Annotated in this window: 17 protein-coding genes; 11 read left to right on the top strand and 6 right to left on the bottom strand. The window is 65.0% G+C overall.

The genetic code is table 11. From position 1 onward, the window contains the following. Window positions 1-133 precede the first annotated feature (133 nt). Entirely contained in the window at window positions 134-6,133 is a 6,000-nt protein-coding gene (locus BUS42_RS20710) for an SdrD B-like domain-containing protein (protein WP_083670382.1), read from the bottom strand. Window positions 6,134-7,088: 955 nt separating this feature from the next. Between BUS42_RS20710 and BUS42_RS42910 the strand changes: the two genes are divergently transcribed. Together BUS42_RS42910 and BUS42_RS20715 are read left to right on the top strand one after the other, a co-directional pair. Further along, entirely contained in the window at window positions 7,089-7,268 is a 180-nt protein-coding gene (locus BUS42_RS42910; RefSeq protein ID WP_143206414.1) for a hypothetical protein, read from the top strand. Between the two features lie 35 nt (window positions 7,269-7,303). After that, a complete protein-coding gene (locus BUS42_RS20715) occupies window positions 7,304-8,419 on the top strand; it encodes a nucleotidyl cyclase domain-containing protein (RefSeq protein ID WP_074309335.1) in 1,116 nt (371 codons plus the stop codon). Window positions 8,420-8,553: 134 nt separating this feature from the next. On the opposite strand, the gene BUS42_RS20720 is transcribed toward BUS42_RS20715, so the two are convergent. Together BUS42_RS20720 and BUS42_RS20725 are read right to left on the bottom strand one after the other, a co-directional pair. Further along, on the bottom strand, window positions 8,554-10,044 hold the full coding sequence (locus BUS42_RS20720; protein WP_074309337.1) for a coiled-coil domain-containing protein: 1,491 nt from the start codon (window positions 10,042-10,044) through the stop codon (window positions 8,554-8,556). 51 nt (window positions 10,045-10,095) lie between these two features. Beyond that, window positions 10,096-11,535 (bottom strand): DUF1501 domain-containing protein, encoded by a 1,440-nt coding sequence (locus tag BUS42_RS20725; RefSeq protein ID WP_074309339.1) that lies wholly within the window; start codon window positions 11,533-11,535, stop codon window positions 10,096-10,098. 349 nt (window positions 11,536-11,884) lie between these two features. On the opposite strand from BUS42_RS20725, the gene BUS42_RS20730 reads away from it, so the two are divergent. The 3 genes from BUS42_RS20730 to BUS42_RS20740 all read left to right on the top strand — a co-directional run bounded on the left by BUS42_RS20730 (window position 11,885) and on the right by BUS42_RS20740 (window position 14,010). Beyond that, window positions 11,885-12,442, top strand: coding sequence for a sugar O-acetyltransferase (locus tag BUS42_RS20730; protein WP_074309340.1), 558 nt, complete (start codon window positions 11,885-11,887; stop codon window positions 12,440-12,442). A gap of 150 nt (window positions 12,443-12,592) precedes the next feature. Next, window positions 12,593-12,877, top strand: coding sequence for an ArsR/SmtB family transcription factor (locus BUS42_RS20735; protein ID WP_074309344.1), 285 nt, complete (start codon window positions 12,593-12,595; stop codon window positions 12,875-12,877). 164 nt (window positions 12,878-13,041) lie between these two features. Continuing rightward, on the top strand, window positions 13,042-14,010 hold the full coding sequence (locus BUS42_RS20740; RefSeq protein ID WP_083670384.1) for an MBL fold metallo-hydrolase: 969 nt from the start codon (window positions 13,042-13,044) through the stop codon (window positions 14,008-14,010). Window positions 14,011-14,046: 36 nt separating this feature from the next. On the opposite strand, the gene BUS42_RS20745 is transcribed toward BUS42_RS20740, so the two are convergent. Continuing rightward, window positions 14,047-14,745, bottom strand: a complete 699-nt coding sequence (locus BUS42_RS20745) for an SDR family oxidoreductase (protein WP_074309346.1) — start codon at window positions 14,743-14,745, stop codon at window positions 14,047-14,049. Window positions 14,746-15,367: 622 nt separating this feature from the next. Between BUS42_RS20745 and BUS42_RS20750 the strand changes: the two genes are divergently transcribed. Further along, window positions 15,368-16,969 carry a TIGR03118 family protein gene (locus tag BUS42_RS20750; protein ID WP_074309348.1) on the top strand — a complete coding sequence of 534 codons (1,602 nt, stop codon included), beginning with the start codon at window positions 15,368-15,370 and terminating at the stop codon, window positions 16,967-16,969. Window positions 16,970-17,192: 223 nt separating this feature from the next. After that, window positions 17,193-17,660, top strand: a complete 468-nt coding sequence (locus BUS42_RS20755; RefSeq protein ID WP_074309350.1) for a cupin domain-containing protein — start codon at window positions 17,193-17,195, stop codon at window positions 17,658-17,660. A gap of 77 nt (window positions 17,661-17,737) precedes the next feature. Here the strand turns inward: BUS42_RS20755 and BUS42_RS20760 are convergent, their stop codons facing one another. Continuing rightward, a complete protein-coding gene (locus BUS42_RS20760) occupies window positions 17,738-18,256 on the bottom strand; it encodes a DUF1648 domain-containing protein (RefSeq protein ID WP_074309351.1) in 519 nt (172 codons plus the stop codon). Window positions 18,257-18,350: 94 nt separating this feature from the next. Here BUS42_RS20760 and BUS42_RS20765 point away from each other — a divergent pair, with 94 nt between their 5' ends. The 4 genes from BUS42_RS20765 to BUS42_RS20780 all read left to right on the top strand — a co-directional run bounded on the left by BUS42_RS20765 (window position 18,351) and on the right by BUS42_RS20780 (window position 21,911). Continuing rightward, window positions 18,351-18,989 carry a short chain dehydrogenase gene (locus BUS42_RS20765; RefSeq protein ID WP_074311284.1) on the top strand — a complete coding sequence of 213 codons (639 nt, stop codon included), beginning with the start codon at window positions 18,351-18,353 and terminating at the stop codon, window positions 18,987-18,989. 242 nt (window positions 18,990-19,231) lie between these two features. After that, on the top strand, window positions 19,232-19,552 hold the full coding sequence (locus BUS42_RS20770; protein ID WP_074309353.1) for a tautomerase family protein: 321 nt from the start codon (window positions 19,232-19,234) through the stop codon (window positions 19,550-19,552). A 700-nt stretch (window positions 19,553-20,252) separates the two neighbouring features. Continuing rightward, a complete protein-coding gene (locus BUS42_RS20775) occupies window positions 20,253-21,104 on the top strand; it encodes a sugar-binding protein (protein ID WP_074309355.1) in 852 nt (283 codons plus the stop codon). A 129-nt stretch (window positions 21,105-21,233) separates the two neighbouring features. Further along, window positions 21,234-21,911, top strand: a complete 678-nt coding sequence (locus BUS42_RS20780; protein WP_074309357.1) for a GNAT family N-acetyltransferase — start codon at window positions 21,234-21,236, stop codon at window positions 21,909-21,911. Between the two features lie 259 nt (window positions 21,912-22,170). Here BUS42_RS20780 and BUS42_RS20785 read toward each other — a convergent pair whose 3' ends face one another. After that, the gene (locus BUS42_RS20785) at window positions 22,171-25,296 is read right to left on the bottom strand and encodes an efflux RND transporter permease subunit (protein ID WP_074309359.1); all 3,126 of its coding nucleotides are present in this window, start codon (window positions 25,294-25,296) and stop codon (window positions 22,171-22,173) included. Window positions 25,297-25,346 lie beyond the last annotated feature (50 nt).

Genomic DNA, 25,346 nt, shown 5'->3' on the forward strand with positions numbered 1-25,346 from the left:
ATTGTTGATCGGACATGTTTGCCTCTTCCTTTCGGCCTCCGTGGAGGTGATTGCCGTTCAGGGTGCCGGCACGCCGAACGGGGCGGGCCCCGGCGTTCGCCGAACGCCGAGGCCCGCGGTTGGGGGCGAGGCCTTAGCGGCCCGGACCCCGCCGTGCGACACGGGGCGCGTGGACCGAGGCCTTGGCCGCGCCCCGATGGGCCGCACCACCCACCGAGCCCGCGTGTTGCTGGAGCCGCGCCAGTTCCGCCCGGCCGGCGAGCGGCCCGCGCGGCACCGCCGCCGCCTGTCGCATCGCCGGGTGCAGCCGGACCGGCCGGGTCCCCACCGTCGGAACCTGGCTCAGGACGTGAGGCGGCGCCGGGAACGGCCCCATCCCCCACGGCACCTGACCCTGGCCGAGGATCGGCCCGAAGTTCGGATGGTTGCTGTCGAACCGCGACGGGTCCAGGGCCCGGCGACGGGTGAGACGCTCCATCGCATTGCCGATGTGGATCGCCGTGTTCCGGAGCTGGCCCTTCGGCCCGTGCGGCTGGAGCTCGCCGAAGTCGTAGCCCATGCCGCATTGCCCCGGCGCGACGACGATGTTCGAGACCCGAGCGTTGCCGGCCGTGCCGCCCAGAGTCCCAACCGCGTCCTTAAAGTGGTGGAAGTGCACCGGCGGGGTCTCGGTCAGCGTGTAGGTGCCGGGACGCAGGCCTTCGAATTCGTAATTCCCCTCGGCGTCGGTCGTGGTGGTCCGCGTCACGGACTGACCCAAGTCGTCGACTCCCGTCAAGGTCACCGTCACGCCGGCGATGCCGAAGTCGGCCCCGCTGTCGAACTGCCCGTTGTGGTTCAGGTCGTAGTATACCCGACCCTCGAGGCAGGTGCTGACCGGGAGCTCGCCGAAGTCATAGGCCACGGCCGCGGTGCCGGGACCGATGACGACCTGCCGGGTGTTGTCGTTGCCCGGCAGGCCGCCGGACGAACCGGTGCGGTCTTTGCCGTCCAGGTAGTCGGAAGGCTGCACCTCGGTCACTGTGTAGGTGCCCGGCCGCAGCCCGGTGAAGCTGTAGCTACCGTCGGGGCCGGAGACCGCCGTCAGATCGACCGGGTTGCCCAGGTCGTCAACACCGGTCAGGTGCACGATCGTGCCGGGGATCGGGGGCTCGCCCGGTTCGCGGACACCGTCGTTGTTCAAGTCGACGTACACCTGGCCGCTGAAGCTCGACAGGGGCAGGATGCCGGCATCGCGGGTCGTATCGTGCTGGCCCGAGACCAGGGTGAACGGATCGGTCCGGCCGTTCTGCGGGTTGGCGTCGCTGTCGTTCGGGTCGGCCGCCCCCACCGGCCCTTGCTGGGTGAACGCGTAGTTCGACGGCAGCGTGGACGGGTCGAAGCCGACGGAGTAGGTCCCGGGGATGAGGTTGTCGAACAGATAGTTGCCGTTGGCGTCGGTGGTCGTGGTGGCGACCACGTTGCCGGCGGCGTCGTAGAGCCGGACGACGACGCCAGGGACCCCCGGCTCTCCCGGATCCTGCTTCCCGTCGCCGTTGGTGTCGATGAAGACGTGGTCACCGACGCTGGCTGGCTGGAAGAGGCCGATGTCGACGTTGGAGTTGCCCGTCCCGGGGCCGCCTGGGCCGGCGTCCGGGTTGGTCCCCGGCGGCGTCAAGGTGACCGGCGTGCTCGTCACCGTCGTGCCGGTCTGGGTTCCGTGGTCGACGTTGTTCCCTGTGTTGGTGTAGTCGGTCGAGCCGGGCTCGGCCGGCCCGTTCGTGCTGCCGTTGGTCCCCGTGCTGGAGACGTAGCCCGGCGGTGGTGTGACCTGGACGGTGTAGGTGCCGGGGACCAGGTCGGTGAACTGGTACTTACCGTTGGCGTCGGTGGTCGTCGTCGCGACTGGATTGCCGTTGGCGTCGAGCAGGGTGACGGTGGCGCCCGGGATGCCGGTCTCGCCGTTGTCGAGCTTGCCGTCGTTGTTGGCGTCGTTCCAGACCGTGTCGCCGAGGGTCAGGGGCGTGAAGAACCCGAAGTCCTGCGTGGTGTCGCTGTTGGCGTCAATCGCCGGGTCGTTGATCCCCGGGGTTGGTCCCTCGCCGGTCGGTGCCGACCCCGGCGCCAGCGTGATCCGGCTGCCGAGCACCACGCCGCCGCTGCCCAGCGTGCCCGAGGTTGTCCCATGGTCCTGGCCGTCGGACCCCGACCCGAGCGACGTCGGCTCGTAGGGCCCGGTGCCCGAGCCGACCGTCCCGGTGCTGCTGATCCGGCCGGCCAGCGAGCCTCCGTTGGCGAAGTTGGACGCGTCCACCCGCACCTGGTAGGTGCCGGGGATCAGGTTGGTGAACAGGTAGTTGCCCGTCGCGTTCGTCGTGGTCGTGGCGACTACTTTGCCGTTGGCGTCGAGCAGCGATACCGCCACCCCGGCGATGCCCTGCTCGCCGCTGTCGAGCTTGCCGTCGTTGTTGGCGTCGTTCCAGATCAGGTTGCCGATCGAGAGCGTTGGGAAGAGGCCGATGTCGACGTTGGAGTTGGCCGTCCCGGGGCCGCCCGGGCCGGCGTCCGGGTTGGTTCCCGGCGGCGTCAGGGTGACCGGCGTGCTCGTCACGGTCGTGCCGGTCTGGGTCCCGTGGTCGACGTTGTTCCCGGCGTTGGTGTAGTCGGTCGAGCCGGGCTCGGCCGGCCCGTTCGTGCTGCCGTTGGTCCCCGTGCTGGAGACGTAGCCCGGCGGTGGTGTGACCTGGACGGTGTAGGTGCCGGGGACCAGGTCGGTGAACTGGTACTTACCGTTGGCGTCGGTGGTCGTGGTGGCGATCGGGTTACCGTTGGCGTCGAGCAGGGTGACGGTGGCGCCCGGGACGCCGGTCTCGCCGTTGTCGAGCTTGCCGTCGTTGTTGGCGTCGTTCCAGACCGTGTCGCCGAGGGTCAGGGGCGTGAAGAATCCGAAGTCCTGCGTGGTGTCGCTGTTGGCGTCAATCGCCGGGTCGTTGATCCCCGGGGTTGGTCCCTCGCCGGTCGGTGCCGACCCCGGCGCCAGCGTGATCCGGCTGCCGAGCACCACGCCGCCGCTGCCCAGCGTGCCCGAGGTCGTCCCATGGTCCTGGCCGTCGGACCCCGACCCGAGCGACGTCGGCTCGTAGGGCCCGGTGCCCGAGCCGACCGTCCCGGTGCTGCTGATCCGGCCGGCCAGCGAGCCTCCGTTGGCGAAGTTGGACGCGTCCACCCGCACCTGGTAGGTGCCGGGGATCAGGTTGGTGAACAGGTAGTTGCCCGTCGCGTTCGTCGTGGTCGTGGCGACTACTTTGCCGTTGGCGTCGAGCAGCGATACCGCCACCCCGGCGATGCCCTGCTCGCCGCTGTCGAGCTTGCCGTCGTTGTTGGCGTCGTTCCAGATCAGGTTGCCGATCGAGAGCGTTGGGAAGAGGCCGATGTCGACGTTGGAGTTGGCCGTCCCGGGGCCGCCCGGGCCGGCGTCCGGGTTGGTCCCCGGCCGCGTCAAGGTGACCGGCGTGCTCGTCACGGTCGTGCCGGTCTGGGTTCCGTGGTCGACGTTGTTCCCGGCGTTGGTGTAGTCGGTCGAGCCGGGCTCGGCCGGCCCGTTCGGGCTGCCGTTGGTCCCCGTGCTGGAGACGTAGCCCGGCGGTGGTGTGACCTGGACGGAGTAGGTTCCGGGGACCAGGTCGGTGAACAGGTACTTACCGTTGGCGTCGGTGGTCGTCGTCGCGACTGGATTGCCGTTGGCATCGAGCAGGGTGACGGTGGCGCCCGGGACGCCGGTCTCGTTGTTGTCCAGCTTGCCGTCGTTGTTGGCGTCGTTCCAGACCGTGTCGCCGAGGGTCAGCGGTGTGAAGAACCCGACATCGAGCGTGTGGTCGTTCTGGCCGAGTTCGCCGGTGGTGTACGGGATGACGGCGAAGCCGCCGCTCAGCGTGGCGTTCGAGTCGCGGGCCTCGCCGTTGGCCGACGGGTCGTTGTTGGCCGGGGACAGTTTCATCCCGCTCAGCGTGGCCTGAGTGGGGTCGATGCGGATCTGGTAGTTGTGGTTCGGCAGGAGGTTCAGCCCGTACTGCGCGCTCGCCGTCGACGTCCGGCGGGGGTCGCTGCTGAAGTAGTAATTCCCGTTCGCGTCGGTGGTGGCGGTGGCGATAACGGCGTTGGTGCTGGGATCGAAGAGTTGGACCACGACGCCGGCGAGGCTCGGCTCGCTGGCGTCCTGGGCGCCGTTGTTGTTATCGTCCCGCCACACCCGGTTCCCGATCTCGATCGGGGCCGGCGCGGGCATGTAGATCACGTCCCCCATGCCGTTCGATTTGCCGAAAGTGCCCGGCGCGGCCGGGTCCTGAAAGGCGAGCGAAGGGCCATATGTGTGATACGCCTTGTCTGCGTGGCCGGAAGTGTTATTGAACCACCGAATCCCGCCCGTCACCGACGGGGCGGTATTGGGCCCGTCCATGGCCGTCACCACCGTGTCCGGGAACCCGGGCACCTGGGCCAGGCCCCCTTCGGTCACGGCGCTGTGAAACGTCAGATAGTTCTGGTCGGAGTAGAACGAGGTCTCCGTGCCCGGCGGCGCGGTGTAGATGTCCTGTTCGATCGTGAACGTGCCATTCCCGTTCGGCGTCGCCCGCAGGGTGTCACCCCCGCCGACCCCTGAGTACTCCATGGCCGGCATGGCCGGGTTATCGAACGTGCCAACCCCGAACTGGTCGGCCCCGCGGTCGCGGATGCCCAGGGCGAGGTTCCCGGCCGCGTCGAACGACAGCCCGGTCAGCATCGGCTGAGTGTACTCGCCGAAGGTATACAAGGGGTTAGCAGCGCCAGTGTTCTGGAACGTTGCACTCCAGGGGTGCCACGTCGCCAGGGCGGTGATGACCACCCCCCGGTTATACGTCATGTCGCGGATTTCGAGCACCTGCGTGTAGGCATGGGTGGACGGGTCGAACCTGTACACGTAGCTGTGCAGATCGGCCGCGTTCTGCGTCGACTGGGCGGAGTTGACCATGCCGATGTAGACCTGCCCGTTGTGGACGGTCACGGCGAACGGTCGGATGTCTGCCCCGTTGGTCCCGGTCGCGTCGGCGGGGATGGGGACCGGGTATGCCGTGGCGGCCCCCGGGTTGGCGAGCGGGATGGCGTATAGGCTCTTGTCGGCCAGGTTCATCACGTACAGCGTCGACCCGTCGGCGGAGACGGCGGTCCCACCCAGCGAGCTCGTCCCGACCGCGTCCCAGCCGGCGTTGCCGTTGTCCGTGTTGAAGTCGGCGGTGTTGTGGGCGTTGGCCGAGGCACTGGCCAGGGTCGTGAGGACGGTCGGCACGCCGGTGGCGGTGAACGCGCCGGTGGCCGGGTTGTAGGTCACCGGGATCTGATAGATCGCCCCCGCCCCTCCGGGGCCGAAGTCGGTGTGCTTCTTGAAGAAGGCCGCCGCGTACACCGTGCTGGTCTTCGGGTTGTAGGTGAGCCCCCATGTCGTCCCCACCTGGGCGTAGGTCGCGAGGGTCGAGGTGGCCGGGTTCCCGTAGGTGGTCGGGTCGTTGGATGGGGACGGGTCGGTATACGACGACCCTGCCGAATACGGGAAGCCGACGATCGTCGGGCTGTTCGCGAACGTCCCGGTGTGCGACCCGTAGGAATAGATCTGGCTCGCCAGGAACGGGTTATCGACCGAAAAGTCCCCCTGCTGGACCGCTCCGAAGCTAAGGCTCGTCGCCCCTCCGTCCGCGGCGAACTGGACCGAGCCTCGGTTGGTCGGCCCTTGAGGGCCCGAGGAGAACCCGGCCGGCAGGTTCGTGAACTCGATCCGGTACGGCCCGGTCCCGCTGGCGTTCAGCGCGTAGGTGCCGTTGGCGATCGTCGTGGCCGTGCCGGCGACGTTGCCGGTGGGACCGTAGGCGGTCACGGTGACGCCCGCGAGGCCGCGGTCCGCCGCGGTGCCAACCGAGCCGTTGCCGCTGGCGTTGGGGATCGAGCCCCCGATGTCGAAGGCGCCGTTGGCGTTGAAGTCCTCGAACACCAACCCGGAGTAGGTTCCCGAGAGCAACTCTCGCGGCTCCAAGGCCTCGCACAACAGCAGGGCACGCCGCCGCCGGCTGACGAGCGCCCGATGATGACGCTGGGGGGTGGCTTGATTAGGCGAACGAGGCGGTCGCATCACACCAATCTCCTGGCCGATCTCCTGGTTGTCAAGCTTATGTAAGCGTTGACGTCAAGCCTACGTAAGCGTCCGTGGAGGCAATATACGGCGGGCAGGTAAATTAAGCAAACATTTTTTTTAGGGAAAGATGGGTTGTTTTGATTGGTTGTACCGTGTTCTTCGGGCGAGGTCACGAGAGACAAAGAGGACGTCCTGGCCAGGCCGGTCGGAGTCGGCTTGGTCGAGGTGAAAACCCAGTGTCGTCGCTCGGAAGTTTAAAAATAATAAGATGTTATGGCTTGCAAGATCCGTGATCGCCAGAACGCGTGTTCGGGGCGTTCATCGTCACGTTGCCACTGAAGACGACTGGATCGAATTGTCGCGTTTTGATCGCAAAGCAACGGTGAGTGTGCACGTCTGGTGCTACGAGCGTCTTGGATAAAAGCAGTTTTGAAAACGAAACTTGTTTTTTGGATAGAAGCCTATTTAAGACGGTTTCAAACTTGATAAAAAAAGCGGAATCCTGATCGCTAACGATTGTCAAAAGTTGTTATAACTTGAAAGTAAGTTCAATTGATAGAAATTTCAGCCAAAATTGACTTCATCAGTAGCTTGACTAATAGGGACTCGTTCGTTGTGCAGGTATCCCCTTTGATCCGTCGGTGCCGACACGAGGCGAAGGCCCACCTTGCCCAGTTCCTCGACCGGGTGACTCGGCGCGAGGAGATCCAATCAGCCGACAGGCCATCGCCGGAATCTGATCGAGCGGGTGGCGGGTTGGCCCAAGGAACACCGCCGGCCGCGAGCGGAACCCGCTCGACTTGACCGGCGGGTAGCGCCTCGAGTGTTTCTCACACGGTCTGCATACGTCGGGCCAGGATGACCCGAGCTCTTTGGCGTGCGCGCAGTGCGCGAGGGAGGCGATCGACGCGAAATTCGGCGATAATGAACTCCAGACGTTGCGGAAAGAAGGGTGCGTCCCAGCACGATGACCTGGCCGTCGCTGACGGACCTCCGCCAGCAGCAGGCGGCCTCCCTGGCCGACTTCGACGTGTCCTGGCTGTTCGCCGTCCTGGCCCTGGGGTTCATCTTGCTGGTCCCGCTCATGACGCGCCCGGTGACCGAGAAGGGGACGCACATCGGTGTGGAGTAGGCCGGCCCGGGAGCCGAGGAGAAGGAGTCGACGCCATGTATAAGGTCGAGCAGAATGCGGGGAGTCCCGGTCAGGCCATCCGGCGTTTCCGCGGGCAGGAAGAGCGCCCGGTCGATTCCCAAGACGAATCCTTCATGGCGTTTGCCGATGAGGTCAGGAGGACCCAGGAGCATCCCCTCGTGACGCGGAATCCCTGGCTCCCGCCGTTCGACGTCCTGTTCGAGACCCGGGACGAGGTTGTCCAGCACTGCAAGGAGCATGTTGCGAGACCCATCGTGCGGCAGGATAGGTCCGGTCGGGCTGCGCTCGGACATGGTCGGTCCGGAGCGACGCCGCGAGGCACGGGACGGATCTTCAGCCTGCTCACCGCAGTCTTGCCCCGGCCGGGATCGAGCGAGGTGGGCGAGTCCGACGGCATCGTCGGCGAGGAATCGAGCCTCTGGGTCCCCGAGGAACTCGATCGGACTTTGACTGAGGAACTCGACGACGAGACCTCCGACGTCCGCAGGCTGTCCAATTGGCCCATCCGTCGGGTCTTCGTCTACACCGATATCTCCGACTTCTCGAGATTCCGGCCGGGACAGCAGGTCCTCATCGTCAATGGGCTCGCCCGGCTCGCCCGGCGGCCCGACTTTTGGAAAGGAGATCCGCTCGCGGAGCGCGCCCTGGCCGACCTCGAAACCATGCTCTGCATCGGCGACGGCTATATCTTCGTCTTCAAGGATGCCACGCACGGGACCTACTTCGCCGCCCACCTCGCTGCGCTCATCGAGTTGCTGGGGGCGAAGAGCCTGCTCTCAGTGGAGATCCACTTCCGCATGGGCGTGCATGTCGGTCCCGTCTATTGCTTCTGGGACCTGGACCGGAACGACTGGAACTACATCGGCGAAGGGATCAACGGGGGGCAGCGGGTCATGAGCGTGATCGGGAGGGAGACGGACGATGTTGTGTTTATTTCATCCCGGGTGAGGCAGGACCTACTCGCCTCCAGCGACGAGGAAGGGCCGGCCCGCCTGATCCTGTCGAACACGCAGAACCGGGGGCGACGGCAGGACAAGCAGGGCAACCCCTGGCGGGTCTACGAGCTGAATCACGCGAATCTCATTTCGGATTCGCTCCGGTCCCTGAAGTGGCCCGCCCCGGAATCGTAGGCCCGCCACCGGACGATCTGCCGAATCGAACTTCGAGGTTGAAGGCGCTAGCGCGAGGGTGGGCCATGCCCAGCCGACCCGCGAAACGGGCCGGCTGGCCTTCCGTCCGGAACCCACTTGCACCCGGGTTCGATTCAGGCCGACTTGAGGAGGCCACGGCGGAGCGTCTCGCCGACCTGGGTCGGTCCGTAGCCGCGCTCGACCATGAGGCAAGGGATCCCTTGTTGTTCGCAGAGAGGACGAAGTCGCTCAGGGACGTGGTGACCGATGAAGCTCTTGAGAATTAAGACGAGGTCGACCCCATGGTTGCGGACCCGCCTTTCGATCGAGTCGAGCATCGCGGGCTTGGCGTCCTCGTACGGCTCCCAGTCAAGCTTGTCGAATTCGAAGAGCCGTTGCAAAGTCCGGCGCACGTCTTCACGAACGCTGCCGCCGATCATCAGGACGCGTAACCCCTGGGTGGCCGAGATGAGGTCTTCGTAGCGTTCCTGGAGGGTGTCGTCGTCCTTGGACTCTTCCTGGCGGATCCGGTCGAGATTCCGGCGCAGCGCTCGGAGGCCGTTGCCTCCGGAGATCACCTCGCGGTAGGGCATCACCAGTTCCAGAACCGCGGGGTCGGACGCGCCGAGACCGCTGACAACCTGCTTCAACTGGGTGAGGAACTCCTCGACCCCTTCGTCGGGCAAGGCGGTCCGCGCCATCAGGGCCTTGAGCTCTTCGAGGGCCGCCAGGCCCGACTCGCGGTTCAACTGCTGCCGTTCCAGGTCGCGGGCCTGGCTCTCCTGGCGTTGCTGCTCCCAGTCTTTCGAGCGGCGGGCCGTTTCGGTCGCCAGGAGCAATTGCTCCTGGGCCTCGGCGACGTAGGCGGTCCAGTCGGTGTGGAAGTCGTGCCGGAACGCTTCGATGTAACCCGGCTCGTACTGCTTGGAGAGGGTTTTGAGCTGGTGGAACGTGCGTTGCGAGAGGGCCTGGTTGTCCTCGGTCATCTCGCCATCGTTGGCGGCCTGGTGCATCCGGAAGCGGCCGATCCAGATTTTCAGTTGGGCGTATTGCTCGAGTTTACCGAGCATCCCGAAGTAGTTCAGGCTGGCCTCGACTTCGCGGGCCAGCGTCTGGAACTGGCCGCCGGGGAAGTGCATCTCGGCGTCCCAGAGCAGCCGGTCCTCGTTCGAGAACTTATCGGCGAGCTGGGGTTGGAGCCGGTCGAGCTCGCGGCGGAGCTGCTGGTAGTGGTCCATGGCCGTGCGGAGTTCGCGCCGGGCCTCGTCCGACTCGCGGCTGACCGACTCGATCTCCGCTTGCGCCTCGCGCTTTTTGCGTTCGATCTCGGTCTGGGCGTCCGCGATCAGGTTTTCGGGGTCGGCGTCGGAATCGAGGGCGGACTTATACTGGGCGAGCTTGCGGACCAGCTCCTTGAGGTGCTGCTCGTCGATCTCGGCCTGCTCGAGTTCACGTAACCGAACGGGCCGGACTTCGCGGAGCCGCTGTGCAGCGCGGTTGGCGCGAACCTCGGCCGTGCGGAACTGCTCGGCCGCCTGTTGGGTCTCTGCGCCGAGTTTTTTGGCTCGGCTCTTCGCTTCGGCCTGCCGCACCAACTCAGCAAGCCGTTCCAGGGATGGGGTCATATAACGAGTCTCTTCCTCAATCTCTCGCGTGCAGCTCCCCCGCAAGGGGGGTTAAGCCCGGCCGAGTACGCCGTGAATCGGCGTGCCCGAGCAAAGGCGGAGCGGCCGGCCGAGTGAGTCCGCCAACTCCAGCGCAGGGTCGACGCCGAGCAGGTGGTAGACCGTCGCGGCAATATCGGAGGGGGTGACAGGGTCTCGTGCCGGGTGCGCGGCCCAGCGATCGGATGCGCCATAAACGATACCGCCGCGGATCCCCGCGCCGGCGAGAACGGTGGTGAAACAGTGCGGCCAGTGGTCTCGGCCATCGCGTCCCGCCCCGGCGCCACCCACCACCCCCTGCCCCACGCGAGGTGTACGGCCGAATTCACCCGTCCAGATTACGAGTGTTTCGTCAAGGAGGCCACGGGTGTCGAGGTCGTCGAGCAAGGCCGAGAACGTTTGGTCGCTCGCTGGCATCAGACGAGTCTTCAAGTCGATAAAGTTACGGTTGTGCGTGTCCCAGTACACGCTCACGTTCGTCAGTCCATCATTTTGCCAAAATACGGTCGTCAAGGATACACCCGCCTCCACGAGTCGACGGGCCTGGAGTACTGCTTGGCCGTGCGGGTGGAAACCGTACCGGGCGCGAATCCGGGGATCTTCACGCTCCAGGTCAAACGCTTCGAGTGCACGCTTCGCGGTAAGAAGGTTGTAGGCACGCTTGTAGTGGGCGTCAAGAGCCTGGACTTGCGCCGACTGCTCCAAGTGCCTTGCTTGGAACTCGACGGCCTGGAGCAATCGCTGGCGATCGCCGAACCGCCCCAAACCAACGTCATCAGGAAGACGGATTGCCCCGACGTGGTAATCTGGGCGATTGGGGTCGTCATCGATCGTGAACGGGTTGAGCGTCGGTCCCAGCCAGCCGGCCCCCTGACCGTGGCTCGACTCGACGAAACGAGGGGCGCCGTCGGGAACGGTCGGGCGCATCTGCACGAACGGCGGGAGGCTGGTTCGTTCCTGGCCGCGGCCTCGTCGCGCCAGCACGGCGCCGTAGTGGGGCCAGTCGTCGCTGGTGGGGCCGCCGCCGGGGGTCGAGATCGACTTGCCCGTCAGGAGTTCGTGCGTGGCCGTGGTATGGTTCACATCGCCATGATGCACCGAGCGGATGATCGCGAGCCGATGCGCCTGGCGGGCCAGGTGGGGGAAGTGCTCGGAGATGAAAATTCCGGGGACGTTCGTGGCGATCGGCCGAAACTCCCCGCGGAATTGCTCGGGAGCGTCCGGTTTCAGATCCCAGGTCTCTTGCTGGGCCGGTCCTCCCCACATGAATAAAATGATGCATGCTTTGGCCCGGCCGAACGTCGCGGCCGGCAACGAGGGCGAGAGGCTCTGAGCCGCCAGCAGAGTGGGCAGCCCGAGCCCGAGCAGCCCCAGGCCCCCTGCGCGCAGGAATTCACGCCGGGATCGCCCCTGGATTGCTTGCGCTGGGCCTCCACGGTGTGCTGCATGCATAAACGGATTCACTCCGCAATCAAAATCGAGTTTCTCAAGTTTATCATACCGAGATCGGCCCAGAATGAAACAAGGGAAAGACACTAGCGTCAGGTGGCGCGCGTGCTGAGATCGTTAAACAATCGAATCAGGAACAGGTTCTCCGGAAGTTGCATCTTTTCTTTTGCTCGAAACCACGAGCGACCGGGGGTTGGGTGGGCGGATTCAGGATGCGGAACAGCGTTTGCTATCCCAAAAGCCAGGGAGCATTCCCTTCATTTCATTCCGAGCTGGAATGAGGGAAACTGCTTGGGGGGAGAAACCGTACTCGTTGGGTGCGACAGGAAAAATTTGATATTTGGGAGATTCGATGCGAAGCGAACGAGACAAAATGCTGAGCGGGGAAATGTATGATCCTCACGACCCCGAGCTTTGCGCGGCACGCGACCGTGCGCGGGACCTCTGCCAGGAGCTGAACGCCACCCGAGAAGCCCAGCAGGAGGAGCGCCGGCGGATCCTCCGGGAGCTGTTTGGCGCGGGGGGCGAGAGCGTCTGGATGCAGCCCCCCTTCTTCTGCGACTACGGCGTGAACATCGTGCTCGGGGAACGGGTCTTCTTCAACTTCAACTGCGTCGTGCTCGACGTCGCCCAGGTGCGGATCGGCGACTTCACCCTGTTCGGCCCCTCGGTCCAGATCTACACCGCCACCCACCCCTTGAACCACGAGCTCCGGCGCAACCAGGAGTTCGCCAAGCCAATCGAGATCGGCTCCGACGTCTGGGTCGGCGGCGCCGCGATCATTTGCCCAGGCGTCAAGATCGGCTCACGCTCCGTCATCGGCGCGGGGAGCGTGGTCACGCGGGACATCCCCGCAGGCGTAATCGCCGCCGGCAACCCCTGCCGCGTCATCCGTGAGATCACCGAATGACCCCGCGAACGATCACGGCCCCCCTGCCTCGGCCGCCCGCCCCTCAGGTCCGAAACAACGGAACCCGAGCCCGCCGCCACCCTCCTTGACTTTGTTTGATGGATGTCTATATTGACCAGCGTCGAACAAGCACAACTGACGTGATGACCAATGACCGCGAAGCAGTTTCTTCAGGTGGCGAAAGCGCTGGCGGATCCGCAACGTTTGGCGATTCTCGAGCGGATCGCGGCCGAGCCGGGTGAGTTGCCCTGCAAGCGGTTGGTGGAGGAGTTGCCTGTTTCCCAGGCGACCGTGTCCCATCACCTTCGAGAGTTGACCGAGGCGGGCCTGATCGAGGTCCGCCGCGAGGCGCAGAGCGCGTTCCTGAGCGTCCGTCGTGCCACGTTGCACGCGTACCGCAAAGAATTAGGGCAGCGGATGGCGCTGGACTCCTGACGGGCCAGGCCGCCGCCGGAGGTTGCCGACACCCGGTGGTTCCTTCGAGCTGTTTATTTCGATGAATATCGAAATGCAAAAGGATCAATGTGGACGGCGGCCTGGTCGCGTGACCGACGCGGGGCGAACTCTTTTTGACTTTATTGGAAAATGAGGACGTGTCTATGCGTCGACGTACGTTGTTGCAATCCGGTCTCGGGGCGGTCGGAAGCCTGCTCCTCGCCGGTCCGGCGCGGGGAGATGGCCCGCACGGCGATTCCGGCCTGGCCGAGGCCGTCGGCAAGAGCGGGGCTGAGTTCGGCAAGGCCCCGCTCGAAGTCCGCAATCTTGGGGCTCGCCTCGACCTGATCCAAGGCCCCGGCGGCAACGTGGTGGTGCTGCGCGGGCCGGACGGGCTGGTTGTGGTCGACTCGGGGGTCTCCGCGCGGGGGCAGGAGATCCTCGAGACCGCCAGGCGGGTTGGAGCCGGCGAGTCCGTCTCCGTGCTGATCAATACCCACTGGCACCCCGACCATGCGGGAGGCAACGAACCGTTCGGCCGAGCCGGAGCGACGATCGTCGCAAGCGCCCCGACGCGCAAGCGGCTCATGACCGCGCAATCCATCGAACTCTTGAAGCTGACCATCCCGGCCTCGCCTCCCGCGGCGTGGCCCATCCTGACGTTTGATGAGGGGGAACTCCACGTCGGCGACGAGACGATCCACCTGGTCGCGGTTCCCCCCGCGCACACCGACGGCGATCTGATCGCCCACTTCACCCAACGCGACCTGATCCACACCGGCGACCTGTTCTCGAACGGCCTCTACCCCTACATCGATGGCTCGAGCCGGGGCTGGATCGGCGGCATGATTGCTGCGGCCGAGCGCCTTTTGAAACTTGCCGGACCGAACACGAAGTTCATCCCCGGACACGGTCCGATCGCGAACCGGGCGGACCTCGTCGTTTTTCGCAAGATGCTCGTCACCGTCTACGACCGAGTCGCCCCCTTGTTCGACGCCGGCAAGTCCGCCGACGAGGTCGTCGCCGCCAAACCGACCAAGGATTTCGACGCGACCTGGGCCAGCGGGTTCTTCACCGGCGACATGTTCACCCGGTTCGTCCACGACGGCCTGGCGAAGCGCCGCGGCTCCTGATCCTGAAGCCAATCCATCGATCGTCCCAAGCCGCTTTCATTGCCCCGGCACCGAGAGTGGCTTGCCATTGTCCTTCGGCCCGAGCGTCAGCAGGAACGGTACGGCGACCTTGGCCCAGGCCTCGGGGCTGAGAAAATGCTTCGCTCGGCCTCCGAAGGTGGTCTGCAACATCTCCGTGTCGATGATCCCGGGGTTCAGCGGGACGGCGGCCAGGCCCGTCGGGAGTTCCTGGGCCAGCGCACGCGTCAGACCCTCAATGGCCCATTTGGTCGCGCAGTAGGGAGCGACCTCGGGCGCGGTGGAGCGGCCCCAGCCCGAGCTGAAGTTGACGATCACCCCGGTTTCGCGCTCGATCATCGCCGGGACGAAGGCGCGGAGAACGTTGGCGACCCCCTTGAGGTTGACGTCGACGACCCGGTCGAACTCGTCGGCCCCGACCTTCCACAAGGGCGCATTCCGGTTGATCAGGGCCGCGTTGTTGAGCAGCAGATCAGGCGGTCCGAGCCGATCGAGGACGTCAGTCGCCCAGGCCCTGACTTGGCCATCGTCGGCGACGTCAACCGCCGTGAAGTCATGGGACGCACCGAACTCCTCGCGTAGCCGCGCGATCGCGCCGGCCGTTCGCCCGCAGCCGACGACGGTGTGACCGAGCTCGGCGAACTCCACCGCCATCGCGCGGCCGAGCCCGCGGGTGGCCCCTGTGATCAGAATCCGTTTCCGCGCTCCCTGGATCATCCTTCACCCCTCCTCGAGCCTCAAGACTTTCGTCAAAGGTGGGCGAGGTCCCTCTCGACTCAAAGATGGTCGCGTGATCGCTGAACTGGAGACGATCCGCGACGATCAGGTGTTCTTGAGGAACTTGGACCACACTTCGGAACTCCCACTTCCCCGGACATTACATTTCTAACCCGCGATAGGCATGAGGAGCCAGCCGCGTCAGGGAATGCCCCGAGCCGAGCGCCGCGCTTGTAAACAGGCCGAGGGCCGGCCTTGCCCGGAGAAAATCTTGAAAGAAAAATCCAACCGCGACATCGCCTCGGTGCACTACCAAAGGGACGGGTTCAGTCGAGCCGCGGGTTGGCGCTGCCCCGCGATCCACCTTTGGCGATTGGGGCAGGGTGGCGGTGAGCCGTGACAGGGCGGGCTCACCTCGGAGACGAGTCTCCCGCATGAATCGCATAAGAAAGGCTGCAAGTCCCTCCAAGAAACCGGAGAGCGACCCCTTTTACCGGCCCCGTGAGCGGAGCGGGTCGGCGTGATTGCGCCGATGGCGAGGGCCTGTTGAGCGGCCCCACCCTCTTGCGCCGGCGATACACCATAACTGGTGTCGAAGACCAGAAGGGAGCGACATGGCCGATTGTGCCTGCACGACACGGCCGAGCCGCTCTTCTGGAGCGTCCTCATTAACCCGATTTTCATCTTGGTCCTTGCTCGGAGGTCGACCTTGTTTACCGGAATTCGTCGCGCACGCCGTTTCCAGGCCAGCCCCTGTCCGGAAGCCCTTGATGACCGTTGCCTGTTGTCCGGCAACGTCCTGCAGACCAACCTGGTGTCGGATCTACCGGGCGTCGCTCAGCTCCAGGACCCCAACCTGGTCAACCCGTGGGGTATCTCGGAAAGCAGCGGCAGCCCCTTCTGGCTCTCGGACAACAACGCCGGCGTGTCCACGCTCTACAACGCCCCGGGCGCCCCCAACGCGCCGGTCACGCTCAACCCGCTGGTTGTGAGCATCCCGGCGCCCGGCGCTCCGCTCGGCACCGGCGGAACTCCCACCGGGACCGTGTTCAACATCAACGGGGGCGCGACGGGGGGATTCAAGGTCAGTGGGGTCGACAAGAACGGAAACCCGATCACCGCCTCCGCGATCTTCCTGTTCGCCACCGAGGACGGTACCCTCGTCGGCTGGAACCCTGCCGTCAATCCCACGGGATTTGACCCGGCGAAGGCCGGCAAATACGCCATCATCGTCGCGGACAACTCCGGGAATAACTTCACGGTGACCGATCCCGCCAGGCAAACTGGGGCGGTCTACAAGGGCCTAACCATTGCCAGCAGCGCCACGCCCGGCACGCCGATCTTTGCGTCCGACTCCAATACGACGACGGTGCTCTACGCCGCCAACTTCCGCTCCGGCAAGGTCGAGGTCTACGACACCAACTTCAAGGCCGTCACGCTGGCGGCGGGCGCGTTCGCCGACACGAACCTCCCCGGCGGCTACGCCCCGTTCAACGTGCAGGTCCTGGGCAGCAAGGTCTATGTCACCTACGCCAAGCAGGACGCCAACAAGCACGACGACGTGAGCGGCCAGGGCCACGGCTTCGTCGACGTGTTCAACCTGGACGGAACGCCGGGCCTGCCCGGCGGGAACGAGCGCCTGGTTTCGCGCGGCCCGCTCGACTCGCCGTGGGGCCTGGCGCTGGCGCCCTCAAGCTTCGGGGACCTCAGCGGTGACCTGCTGGTGGGCAACTTTGGGAGCGGCTTCATCGATGTCTTCAACCCCACGACCGGCGAGTTCATGGGCAACCTGAAGGACCCCGACGGCGAGCCCATCCAGATCGATGGGCTGTGGGCGCTGCAGGTCGGCAACGGCGGCAATGGCGGCAACGCCAACACGGTGTACTTCACCGCCGGTCTCTTCAACGAGACGCATGGCCTGTTCGGCTCACTGGCGCCGGTGGCCCCGGGCACCCCGGAAGGGCCCGCCGAGCAGCAAAGGGTGACGGCCTTCCAGGACGTGTTCCAGTTGGCCGTGCAAAGCCTCAACATGGACCTCAGCAGCGGGGCATCGAAGGCGCAGCTCCGGCAAGACCTGCTGGCGGTCGATTCGGCCCTGCGGGACTTTGTCAATGCCGAGGTGAACTTCGTGTTCGACTCGCTCGCCGACCGGGGGGGCCATCGGTCCTCTCACCGCCGCCTGGACGACATCTTCTCGATCCTGGGCAGTCACGACAGAAATTGACGGGAGGCCGAGCCCGGGCCCGACGGTGGTCCCAGGACCGAAAAGGGACGAGGGCTCTTCGCCGCGAAGAGCCCTCGTTTTGTCAATTAATGCAAGGTTGTTTGTGTGTTGTGGGGGCCGCGTTAGAAGTAGGCACTCTTGAACCCGAGGTTTGCTCTTCGTATCCTCAACCGTCGCTCGAGGCGCCTCCAATATCCCATCTCACGGATATGGTTAATCCACGATGAAATCGACGAACGCTCCAGGCGACCATGTCGTCTATTCGGTGGTCGGCGACCGCTACACGTTCCTGCTCACGGGTGCCCAGACCGGGGGCGCTTACTCCGTCCTCGATTTCTACGTGCCGCCGGGGAGCGGCTCACCGCCCCACGTCCATCGTCGCGAAGACGAGGCGTTTTACGTCATCGACGGCGAGTTCGAGTTCATCGTGGCCGGCGAGCCGGTCCGGGTCACTGCCGGTGGATTCCTCTTCGCTCACCGCGACATCCCCCACAACTTCACGAACGTCGGCTCAACCCCCGGCAGGATGATCGTCACGATCACGCCCGCCGGCTTGGAAGCGTTCTTTGCCGAAGTGGGCACGCGGCTTCAGAGTCGCGATGATGCGCCGATTCCACTGTCGCCGGAGGACATCGCCAGGCTGATCGAGGCCGCCCCAAGGTATGGCCTGGAAATTCTGAACGCGTTCTGAACGGAACTGAAGCGGAGCCGAATCCCGTGAGGCTCGATTCCGTGAGAGTCGTCGTATCTGCATGACAAGATTATTAATTAATTCTCATTCTGGCTCGGGATCCGCCATGACCGGGTCGCGGAGAATCCGATGATTCCACCGAGCCCGATCAGGAAAGCCACCAGTAAGCCGAGCCCTTCTCCGGGCGGAAGGCGGACGGGATCGGCTCGATTGGCCCGGACGATCAGCAGGTGCAGGGCGATGAAGAGTGCCGTGGTGAGGCAGGCGATCCAGAGGCCGAGGCTGAAGAGCTTGTCCTGGGTCTCTCGCCGACGTTCGGGCGCCAGCCAGTAGGCCCGATCCGGGATGTTGATCAGGGAGTCGGCGAGGAACCGTGAGAGATAGGTTGAGCCGGCACAGACCAAGGCGGTAAAGGCGGCCGTCCCCAGGGTGAACGCCGCGTGGGTGGGGCGTGACATCCAGCCGTTGGGCACGCCGTTGAACCCGAAATGGGTCGCGACTCGTTCGGGCAGCCAGGGATTGGATACGATCACCAGGGCGACCAGTAGGCTGTAGAGAACGACCAGCACGGCGATCGCGGATTTGGGACGGTTCATGGCGTTCCTTGCCGCATGGCGAGAGCATTTGACCCAGACCTTGATTTTAAACGTTCTGAACGGACGACTCCAACTCAAGCGAAGAAAGGGCACGATGGCCGACAAGCAAGGGGTTCGCTGGCGTGTCTTGGTCGTTGGGGCCACCGGCACCCTCGGCCGCGCTGTGGCGGCCGAACTGGGTGCTCGGCACGAGATCATCAGCGCGGGGCGAACGTCGGGCGATTTGCGCCTCGATCTGAGTGACGCGGCCAGTATCTGCGACGCGCTGGCGCAAGTGGGCAAGCTCGATGCGGTCGTGTCTGCCGCGGGGCATGTTGAGTTCGCCCCGTTGGCCGACTTTCAGCCGGCCGGGATCGGTGAGTCCCGGCACACGCTCGGCTTGACGAGCAAACTTCTTGGCCAGATCAATCTCGCCTTGGCCGCTCGCGACCAGTTGCGCGACGGCGGCTCGATCACGTTGACGACGGGCATCACTTTTGAGCATCCGATTGCCGGGGGATCGTCGGCCAGTATGGTCAATGGCGCCCTTGAGGGCTTCGTTCGCTCCGCGGCCATCGAACTGCCGCGCGGCCTCCGGATCAACGCCGTCAGTCCCAATGTGCTCGTCGAGGCGTCTCCCGCAATCCGGGCGATTTTTCCCGGATTTGAGCCCGTGCCGGCCGCCCGTGCGGCCCTGGCGTTCACGAGGAGCGTCGAGGGGCGGCAAACCGGCCAGGTCTACCGCGTTTTTTGAGGCCGTCCAGGGAAAGGCCCTTTGCTCGAGCCTCCTCCTCAATCGTGGGCCGTGTCCACCCGCCTTCATTCGCTCGCTCCCAGCCAAAAGCGAAGGAGCCGACCGGGAATTACGGTTCGGCTTTCGGCGAGGTCCGAGAAACCTGATAAATAAAAAGTTGCCATACTTTATAATTTAGTCGATAATCGCTCGATAGTGTGCTGAGGAACGGTGGTGGAACCCCGATGAAGTGAGGATCGCCGATGAGCGGCCCAGACCCGACTCCGGACGCGCGGCGGCCGACCAAGCCAAATACGCCCCAATCGTTGCCTGCCGAAGAACTGAGTTCCGCGACGCAGGGCAGGCTTCTTGATCTCATCCGAAAACAAGTGGTTCGCTCGCTCGGCTCCCCGGCCGACTTGCTGGCGGTCCACGTACGACCGCTTTGGGACGATCGCTACCGCGTGAATGTGGTCGTCGGCAAGGAATACACGTCCTCCAAGATCATTCAAAGCTTTTTCTTGGCGGCCGACAGCGACGGCAACATCATTCGGTCCTCCCCGGAGGTCACCCGTCTCTATTGAACGGTAAAGCGCCTGTCTGAAAAAAAGCCGTCCCCCCCAATCGGCCTTATACCCCCTCCTCTTCCCTCACCGCGCAAGAAAACCCCTTGTGCGGCGAGGTCCATTCGAATCCCGGCGCAGTGGGCTTCACCATTCGCCGTCGATTGTCCCGCCGTTCAGCCGCAATGGGCGTTCCAATTCCCGTTCTGGATTGCGCTCGGCTCGGTTCTCGCAAAGACCGGGGCTTCGCTGAGCGGTTGGTCTCGGTTTTCCTTGATTGATTTTCTGACTGATGGGCGACCATAGCGATGCGAAGGCCGCTGGGCGTCACGGGTTGAATCTAACCCTTGGCGTCCAGCGGCTTGCACATGATTCAACATCAAGGAAGGCCAAGTCCACCTGTTGAGGGTGGTCCGGAGCATGCGTGATGAAGGCCCGGCTGGCCGCGCACCCGACGGGGACGATTTGTCCCCAGGTCAAGGGGCCGGGTCGGATGATCTTTTTCGTTTTGACTTGCATCGCATCCGCTTTAGGTTTCTGCTGGATCTTCATGTCAGCACTGATGGGGCCGTCCGGCGAGCGAGCCGAACGGCCTTGATCGGGGAAATCTCAAAGGGGAGAAGTGCTTATGTCCGCCGAAGAAGCCGTAACTCCTTCTTCTTCCGAATCCAAGCCCAGATCCGCGCGGCGAGGCTGGTTGCTGCGGGTGAGCGTGCCGGGGATGATGGTTTTGGTGGCCCTGGTTGCGGGTGGCCTGGTGGTCTACCAGAGGTATATCCAGAAGCCGGACGACCGATTGACGATCGTGGCCGCTTACGGGAAGCCATCGCCCATCGCCGACGGTGTTATCGGCAAGAACGAATATGGTGCCCCTGTTTCGATCAGTTGGACCGAGGATAGTATGCTCGCCGCGTTTCAGGAGCATCTCATCGACCCGACCAAGAGCCTGATTCCCGGGGACTCGTCAACCGCTCCGATCGTGGTGGACCCGACGAAGAGTAAGACACCCGCTGACTTGAGCCTCGTCGTCTACGCCGCCTATTCCGACAAGTCGCTGTTCCTGGCCTTCCGGGTGCGCGATCAATTCGTCGACGCCGATGAGAACGACCGGACGAATCCGGAATACAATGATGGCGTGGAGGTCTTCATCGACGGGGACCGGGTTGCCAATGACTTTATATCAGACCCCGGCAACGGGACGGTGAGAGGGTCGAGCGAGGGGTTCCAGCTACTCGTCAACGCGGCCGGGCACCGGAAAACGATTGCGTCGGATTTCACCGACGTGGACTGGAAGGCGACCGCCAAGAAGACCGACGACGGTTATCTCGTCGAGATGGAAATCCCGCTGGCGCTGATCGACACCAAGGACGGCGCGGCCTACGCTCCCGCCGCCGCCGGCTCCCTGCTTCACTTCGCGCTTGCGATTACCGACAATGACGCGGAGGTGAGTCGGCAGACGAGCTACGCCTATCTTCGGACCTCGGCGCAGACGGCGTCGCCCTGGATCGGTCGCGAGGGGGCCTGGAGTTTTGCCATCAAGCTGGAACCGCGAGGTTTGTTGCCGCTGTGGTGATGGTGATTCGGATCGCTTCGCCGGATCGGTACCCTCACACCCCATGGAGGTCAAAGCGCTCGTCCGGCGGTTGGCCCGTCTTGGTCTGAGCGTCCGCCCAATTGGGATTTCGCGAACCTTGGACGAACCATGCTCGACAATCCGATCTGGAGTGCCCTCGTGACCCGGCAGGCCCGATTTGCCCTGGGTGGGGGGCGTGTCAAACGGTATCCCGCCGACGTCGCGCCGTTCATTGCCGTCGCTGAGACCGGCCTCGACGCGGAGGCGGAAGCGGAGATGCTCGACCTGGCGACGCCCGGCGAGCGGCTCTCCATGATCGGTGCGGAGCTGTCATTGCCATCCGGCTGGGAAGTCGAACGCCGTTCCTTGGTGTCCCAGATGGTCTGCGGACGACGCCTCGGCGCCGCGGACGATGGCGAGGATTGCGCCGTGCTCGGGCCGGACGACGTGCCGGACATGCTCGACCTGACGGCGCGGGTGTTCCCCGGATACTTCCGGCCGCGGACGATCGAGTTGGGGACCTATGTCGGCGTCCGGCGGGAAGGCCGGCTGATCGCGATGGCGGGCCAGCGGATGGGTCTCGCCAGCCATTGTGAAATCAGCGGCATCTGCACCCACCCCGACCACCGGGGCCAGGGCCATGCCCGCCGACTCGTCACCACGCTCGTCGACGCGATCTTCCGCGAAGGGCGAGTGCCGTTCCTCCACGTCGACGGCGAAAACAAGGGCGCGAGAGCCGCTTACGAGAAGCTCGGATTCGTCACCCGTCGTGACCTACCGTTGCTCTGCATCAGGCGTTCGGGATGACACCGGTTGTGAATAACTTGGTTTGTCGATAATGTTGCTGTGTGCGTGTGATCGGTTGTGCTGGGCTTGACGATGTGACTGACTGCCATCGGCTCCGTACCCGGAACCGATGACTCGTCAGCCAGAACATTCACCCACTGGCAGGTGAGTGCGGAATCTGTGGCACTCCTACCTCCCGCTCGTTTGAGGGGCGTCGCACTTCTCCCGCGACTTTGCATACGATTCCATTGATGATCGCGTGAAGAATCCGAACCTTGAGTCAAACCGGAACGGGCTTGGCTTCGGCCTCCGCGGCTTGGCCTTCGCTCGTTCGGGCTTCACTGGGCTGACGTTGGTGGCCGAAGGCGAGGTAGAGGGCCGGCATCAGGAAGAGGTTGAGGACGGTCGAGGTGACCAGGCCGCCGAGGATGACGACGGCCATCGGGTGCTCGATCTCGTGCCCCGGCTTGTTGCCGGCCAGGGCCAGCGGGACAAGCGCTAAGCCGGTGGCCAGGGCGGTCATCAGGATCGGGGCGAGCCGCTCCTCCGAGCCGCGGACGACCAGGCCGAGGCCGAACGGTTCGCCCTCTTCTTCCTCGAGGTGGCGGTAGTGGCTGACGAGCATGATCCCGTTGCGGGCGGCGATCCCCAGCACGGTCACGAAGCCGACGAGTGAGCCGAGCGAGAGGACGCCTCCGCCCAACACCGCGCCGAAGACGCCGCCGATCAGGGCGAACGGCAAGGTCAGGAAGACCAGGGCCGTGAGCCGGATCGTGCGGAAGTCGGAGTGGATGATCAAGAGGACTCCGATGAGGGAGAGGGCCGAGAGAGCGAGCAAGCGCTGACGCGACTCTTCCCGCGCGGCGTATTCGCCGAGGAACTCGGGATGGTACTCACGCTCGAACGAGAGCTTTTTGACACGCTCCTCGATCTCGCGGGCGACGCTGCCGAGGTCGCGGCCTTCGACGTTGCAGGTGACGTCGATCCGCCGCGAGGCCCCCTCGCGCTTGATCTCGTTGGGCGCCGGCACGATCGCGACCTCGGCCACGTCGCCCAGGGGGACGTGGGTTCCCAGCGGGGTCTCGATCGGCAGGTTGCGGAGCTCGGAGACGTCGTTGCGCAGCCGCTCGACGCCCCAGACGAAGACGTCGAAGATCTTCTGGTCGCGGTAGACCTCACCGACCTTCGCTCCTTTGACCAAGGTGGTCGCCGACCGCCGGACGTCGCCCGGGGTCAGGCCGAGCCGCGCGGCGGCCTCGGGACGGAGCCGGACGTCGAGCTGCGGGACGACGACCTGGGGCTCGACCTTGAGGGCGGTGACCCCCTTGACCCCGTCGATCGCCTTGTAGACTTCCTGCGCTTTGTCGCGGAGCACCGCGATGTCCGGCCCGAAGATCCGAACGACGACGGTCGCGCCGACCCCGGTGAGGACTTCCTTGATCCGTTCTTTCAGGTAGGTGAGGACGTCGCGGGTGAGCCCCGGGTAGCCGTCGACCACGGTCTGGACGTTGGCCATCGCCTTGGCGTGGTTGAACTTGGGATCGACGCTGATCCAGAGCTCGGTGAAGTTCGGGCCGACGACTTCGTCGGCCACCTCAGCGCGGCCGATGTGCGAGCCGAAGTTGCGCACGCCGGGGACGGTGCGGAGCTCCTTGCTCGCCCTCACGGTGATCCGTCGCATCGCCTCCAGTGAAGTCCCGGGCTTCTCGACCCAGTGCATCAGGAAGTCGTTCTCCTGAAAGTCGGGCAGGAACTCTTCGCCCAGCCCCGCGACGGCCACCAGCGATCCGCCAAAGGCGACGATCAGGACGATGACCGCCCAGGCCGGCCGCCTTGCGATCGTGGGCAGGATCGCCCGGTAGACCCACTTGAGGGCACGGACCAAGGGCGACTCGCGCTTTCGCTCCGACGTCCCGGTCAGGAGCATCAGCGAGAGCGCGGGCGTTACGGTCAGGGCGACGAAGAGCGAGGCCACGATCGCGAGGACGTAGGCGAGGGCGAGCGGGCGGAAGAACGAGCCGGAGAGGCCGTCGAGGAAGAAGACGGGGACGAAGACGAGGATCACGATCAGGCTGGCGAAGACGACGGCGCTGCGGACTTCGAGCGAGGCGTCGAGGACGACCCGGTACGCGGAGAATGGGGACCCTGCCAGGCGGTTGAGCCGGAGCCGGCGGACGATATTCTCGACGTCGATGATCGCGTCGTCGACCACCTCGCCCATGGCGATCACCAGGCCGGCCAGGACCATCGTATTGATGGTTGCCCCCATCCAGACCAAAACAATCGTTGCCGCCATGAGTGAGAGCGGGATCGCCGTCAGGCTGATCAGGGCCGTCCGCCAGTCGAACAGGAAGGTGACGAGGATCAGGACGACCAGGACGCAGCCGACGGCCATCGCTTCCTTGAGGTTGTCGAGCGACTGCTCGATGAAGGTTGCGGGGCGGAAGATGGTGGGGTCGATGTCGACCCCCTTCAGGGCCGGCCGGAGGGCGTCGAGGGCTTTTTCCACCTCGTGGGTGACTTCGAGGGTGTTGCCCGTCGGCTGCTTCTCGACGATGAGCAGGAGTCCGGGGCCGTCGTTGATGACCGCGTCGCCGATCGGCGGCGGATAGCCGATCCCGACGTCGGCGACGTCGCCGAGCTTGAGCGAAACGCCGTTGCGGAAGGCGACCGTGGTGCGGGCGAGGTCGCCGGGCGCTTCGATTGGCGAGCGGTGGCGGACGGCGATCCGCTGGTTGGGCATGTCGACGAACCCGCCGGCGCCGACGGCCGAGGCGTCGGTCACGGCCTTGACGACCGTGTCGAGCGTCACCGCGTTGGCGCGGAGCCGGTCAGGGTCGACGAGCACCTGGTATTGCAGGTCGCGCTGACCCCAGATGGCGACGTTGGCGACCCCCGGGATCGACATCAGGCGAGGCCGAATGGTCCACTTGGCCAGGATCGTCATATCCATTTGCGAGAGCGTCTTGGACGAGAGCCCGACCTTGAGCAACCGGCTCGTCGACGAGAGCGGGGGCAGGATGACCGGTGGCCGCGCGGCGGCGGGCAGCCGTGGCGCTTCGACCGAGAGCCGTTCCTGGACCACCTGCCGCGCGGCCATCAGGTCGGTCCCCTGTTTGAGGATCAGGACCACCGACGAGAGCCCGAGCACCGATTTCGAGCGGATCGTCTTCAGGCCGATCGTGCCGTTGAGCGCATTCTCCAACGGGACGCTGACCAGGCTTTCCACCTCTTCGGTCGAGAGCCCGGGGGCCTCGGTCTGGACCTCGACCAAAGGGGGGGCGAACTCGGGAAAGACGTCCAGGGGGGCCTTCCGCGCGGTGCGGACCCCCACGATCATCAGCACGACCGACAGCGCCAGCACGAGCACGCGGAGCCGGAGTGAAGTCGAAACAAGCCAGTTCATCATGAGATCATTGACTCAGGCATTCACTGGAGGTGTGTCTAGAACCCGTC

Origin of the sequence: Singulisphaera sp. GP187 (assembly GCF_900129635.1) — a bacterium.
In the GTDB taxonomy this organism is placed as follows: domain Bacteria; phylum Planctomycetota; class Planctomycetia; order Isosphaerales; family Isosphaeraceae; genus Singulisphaera.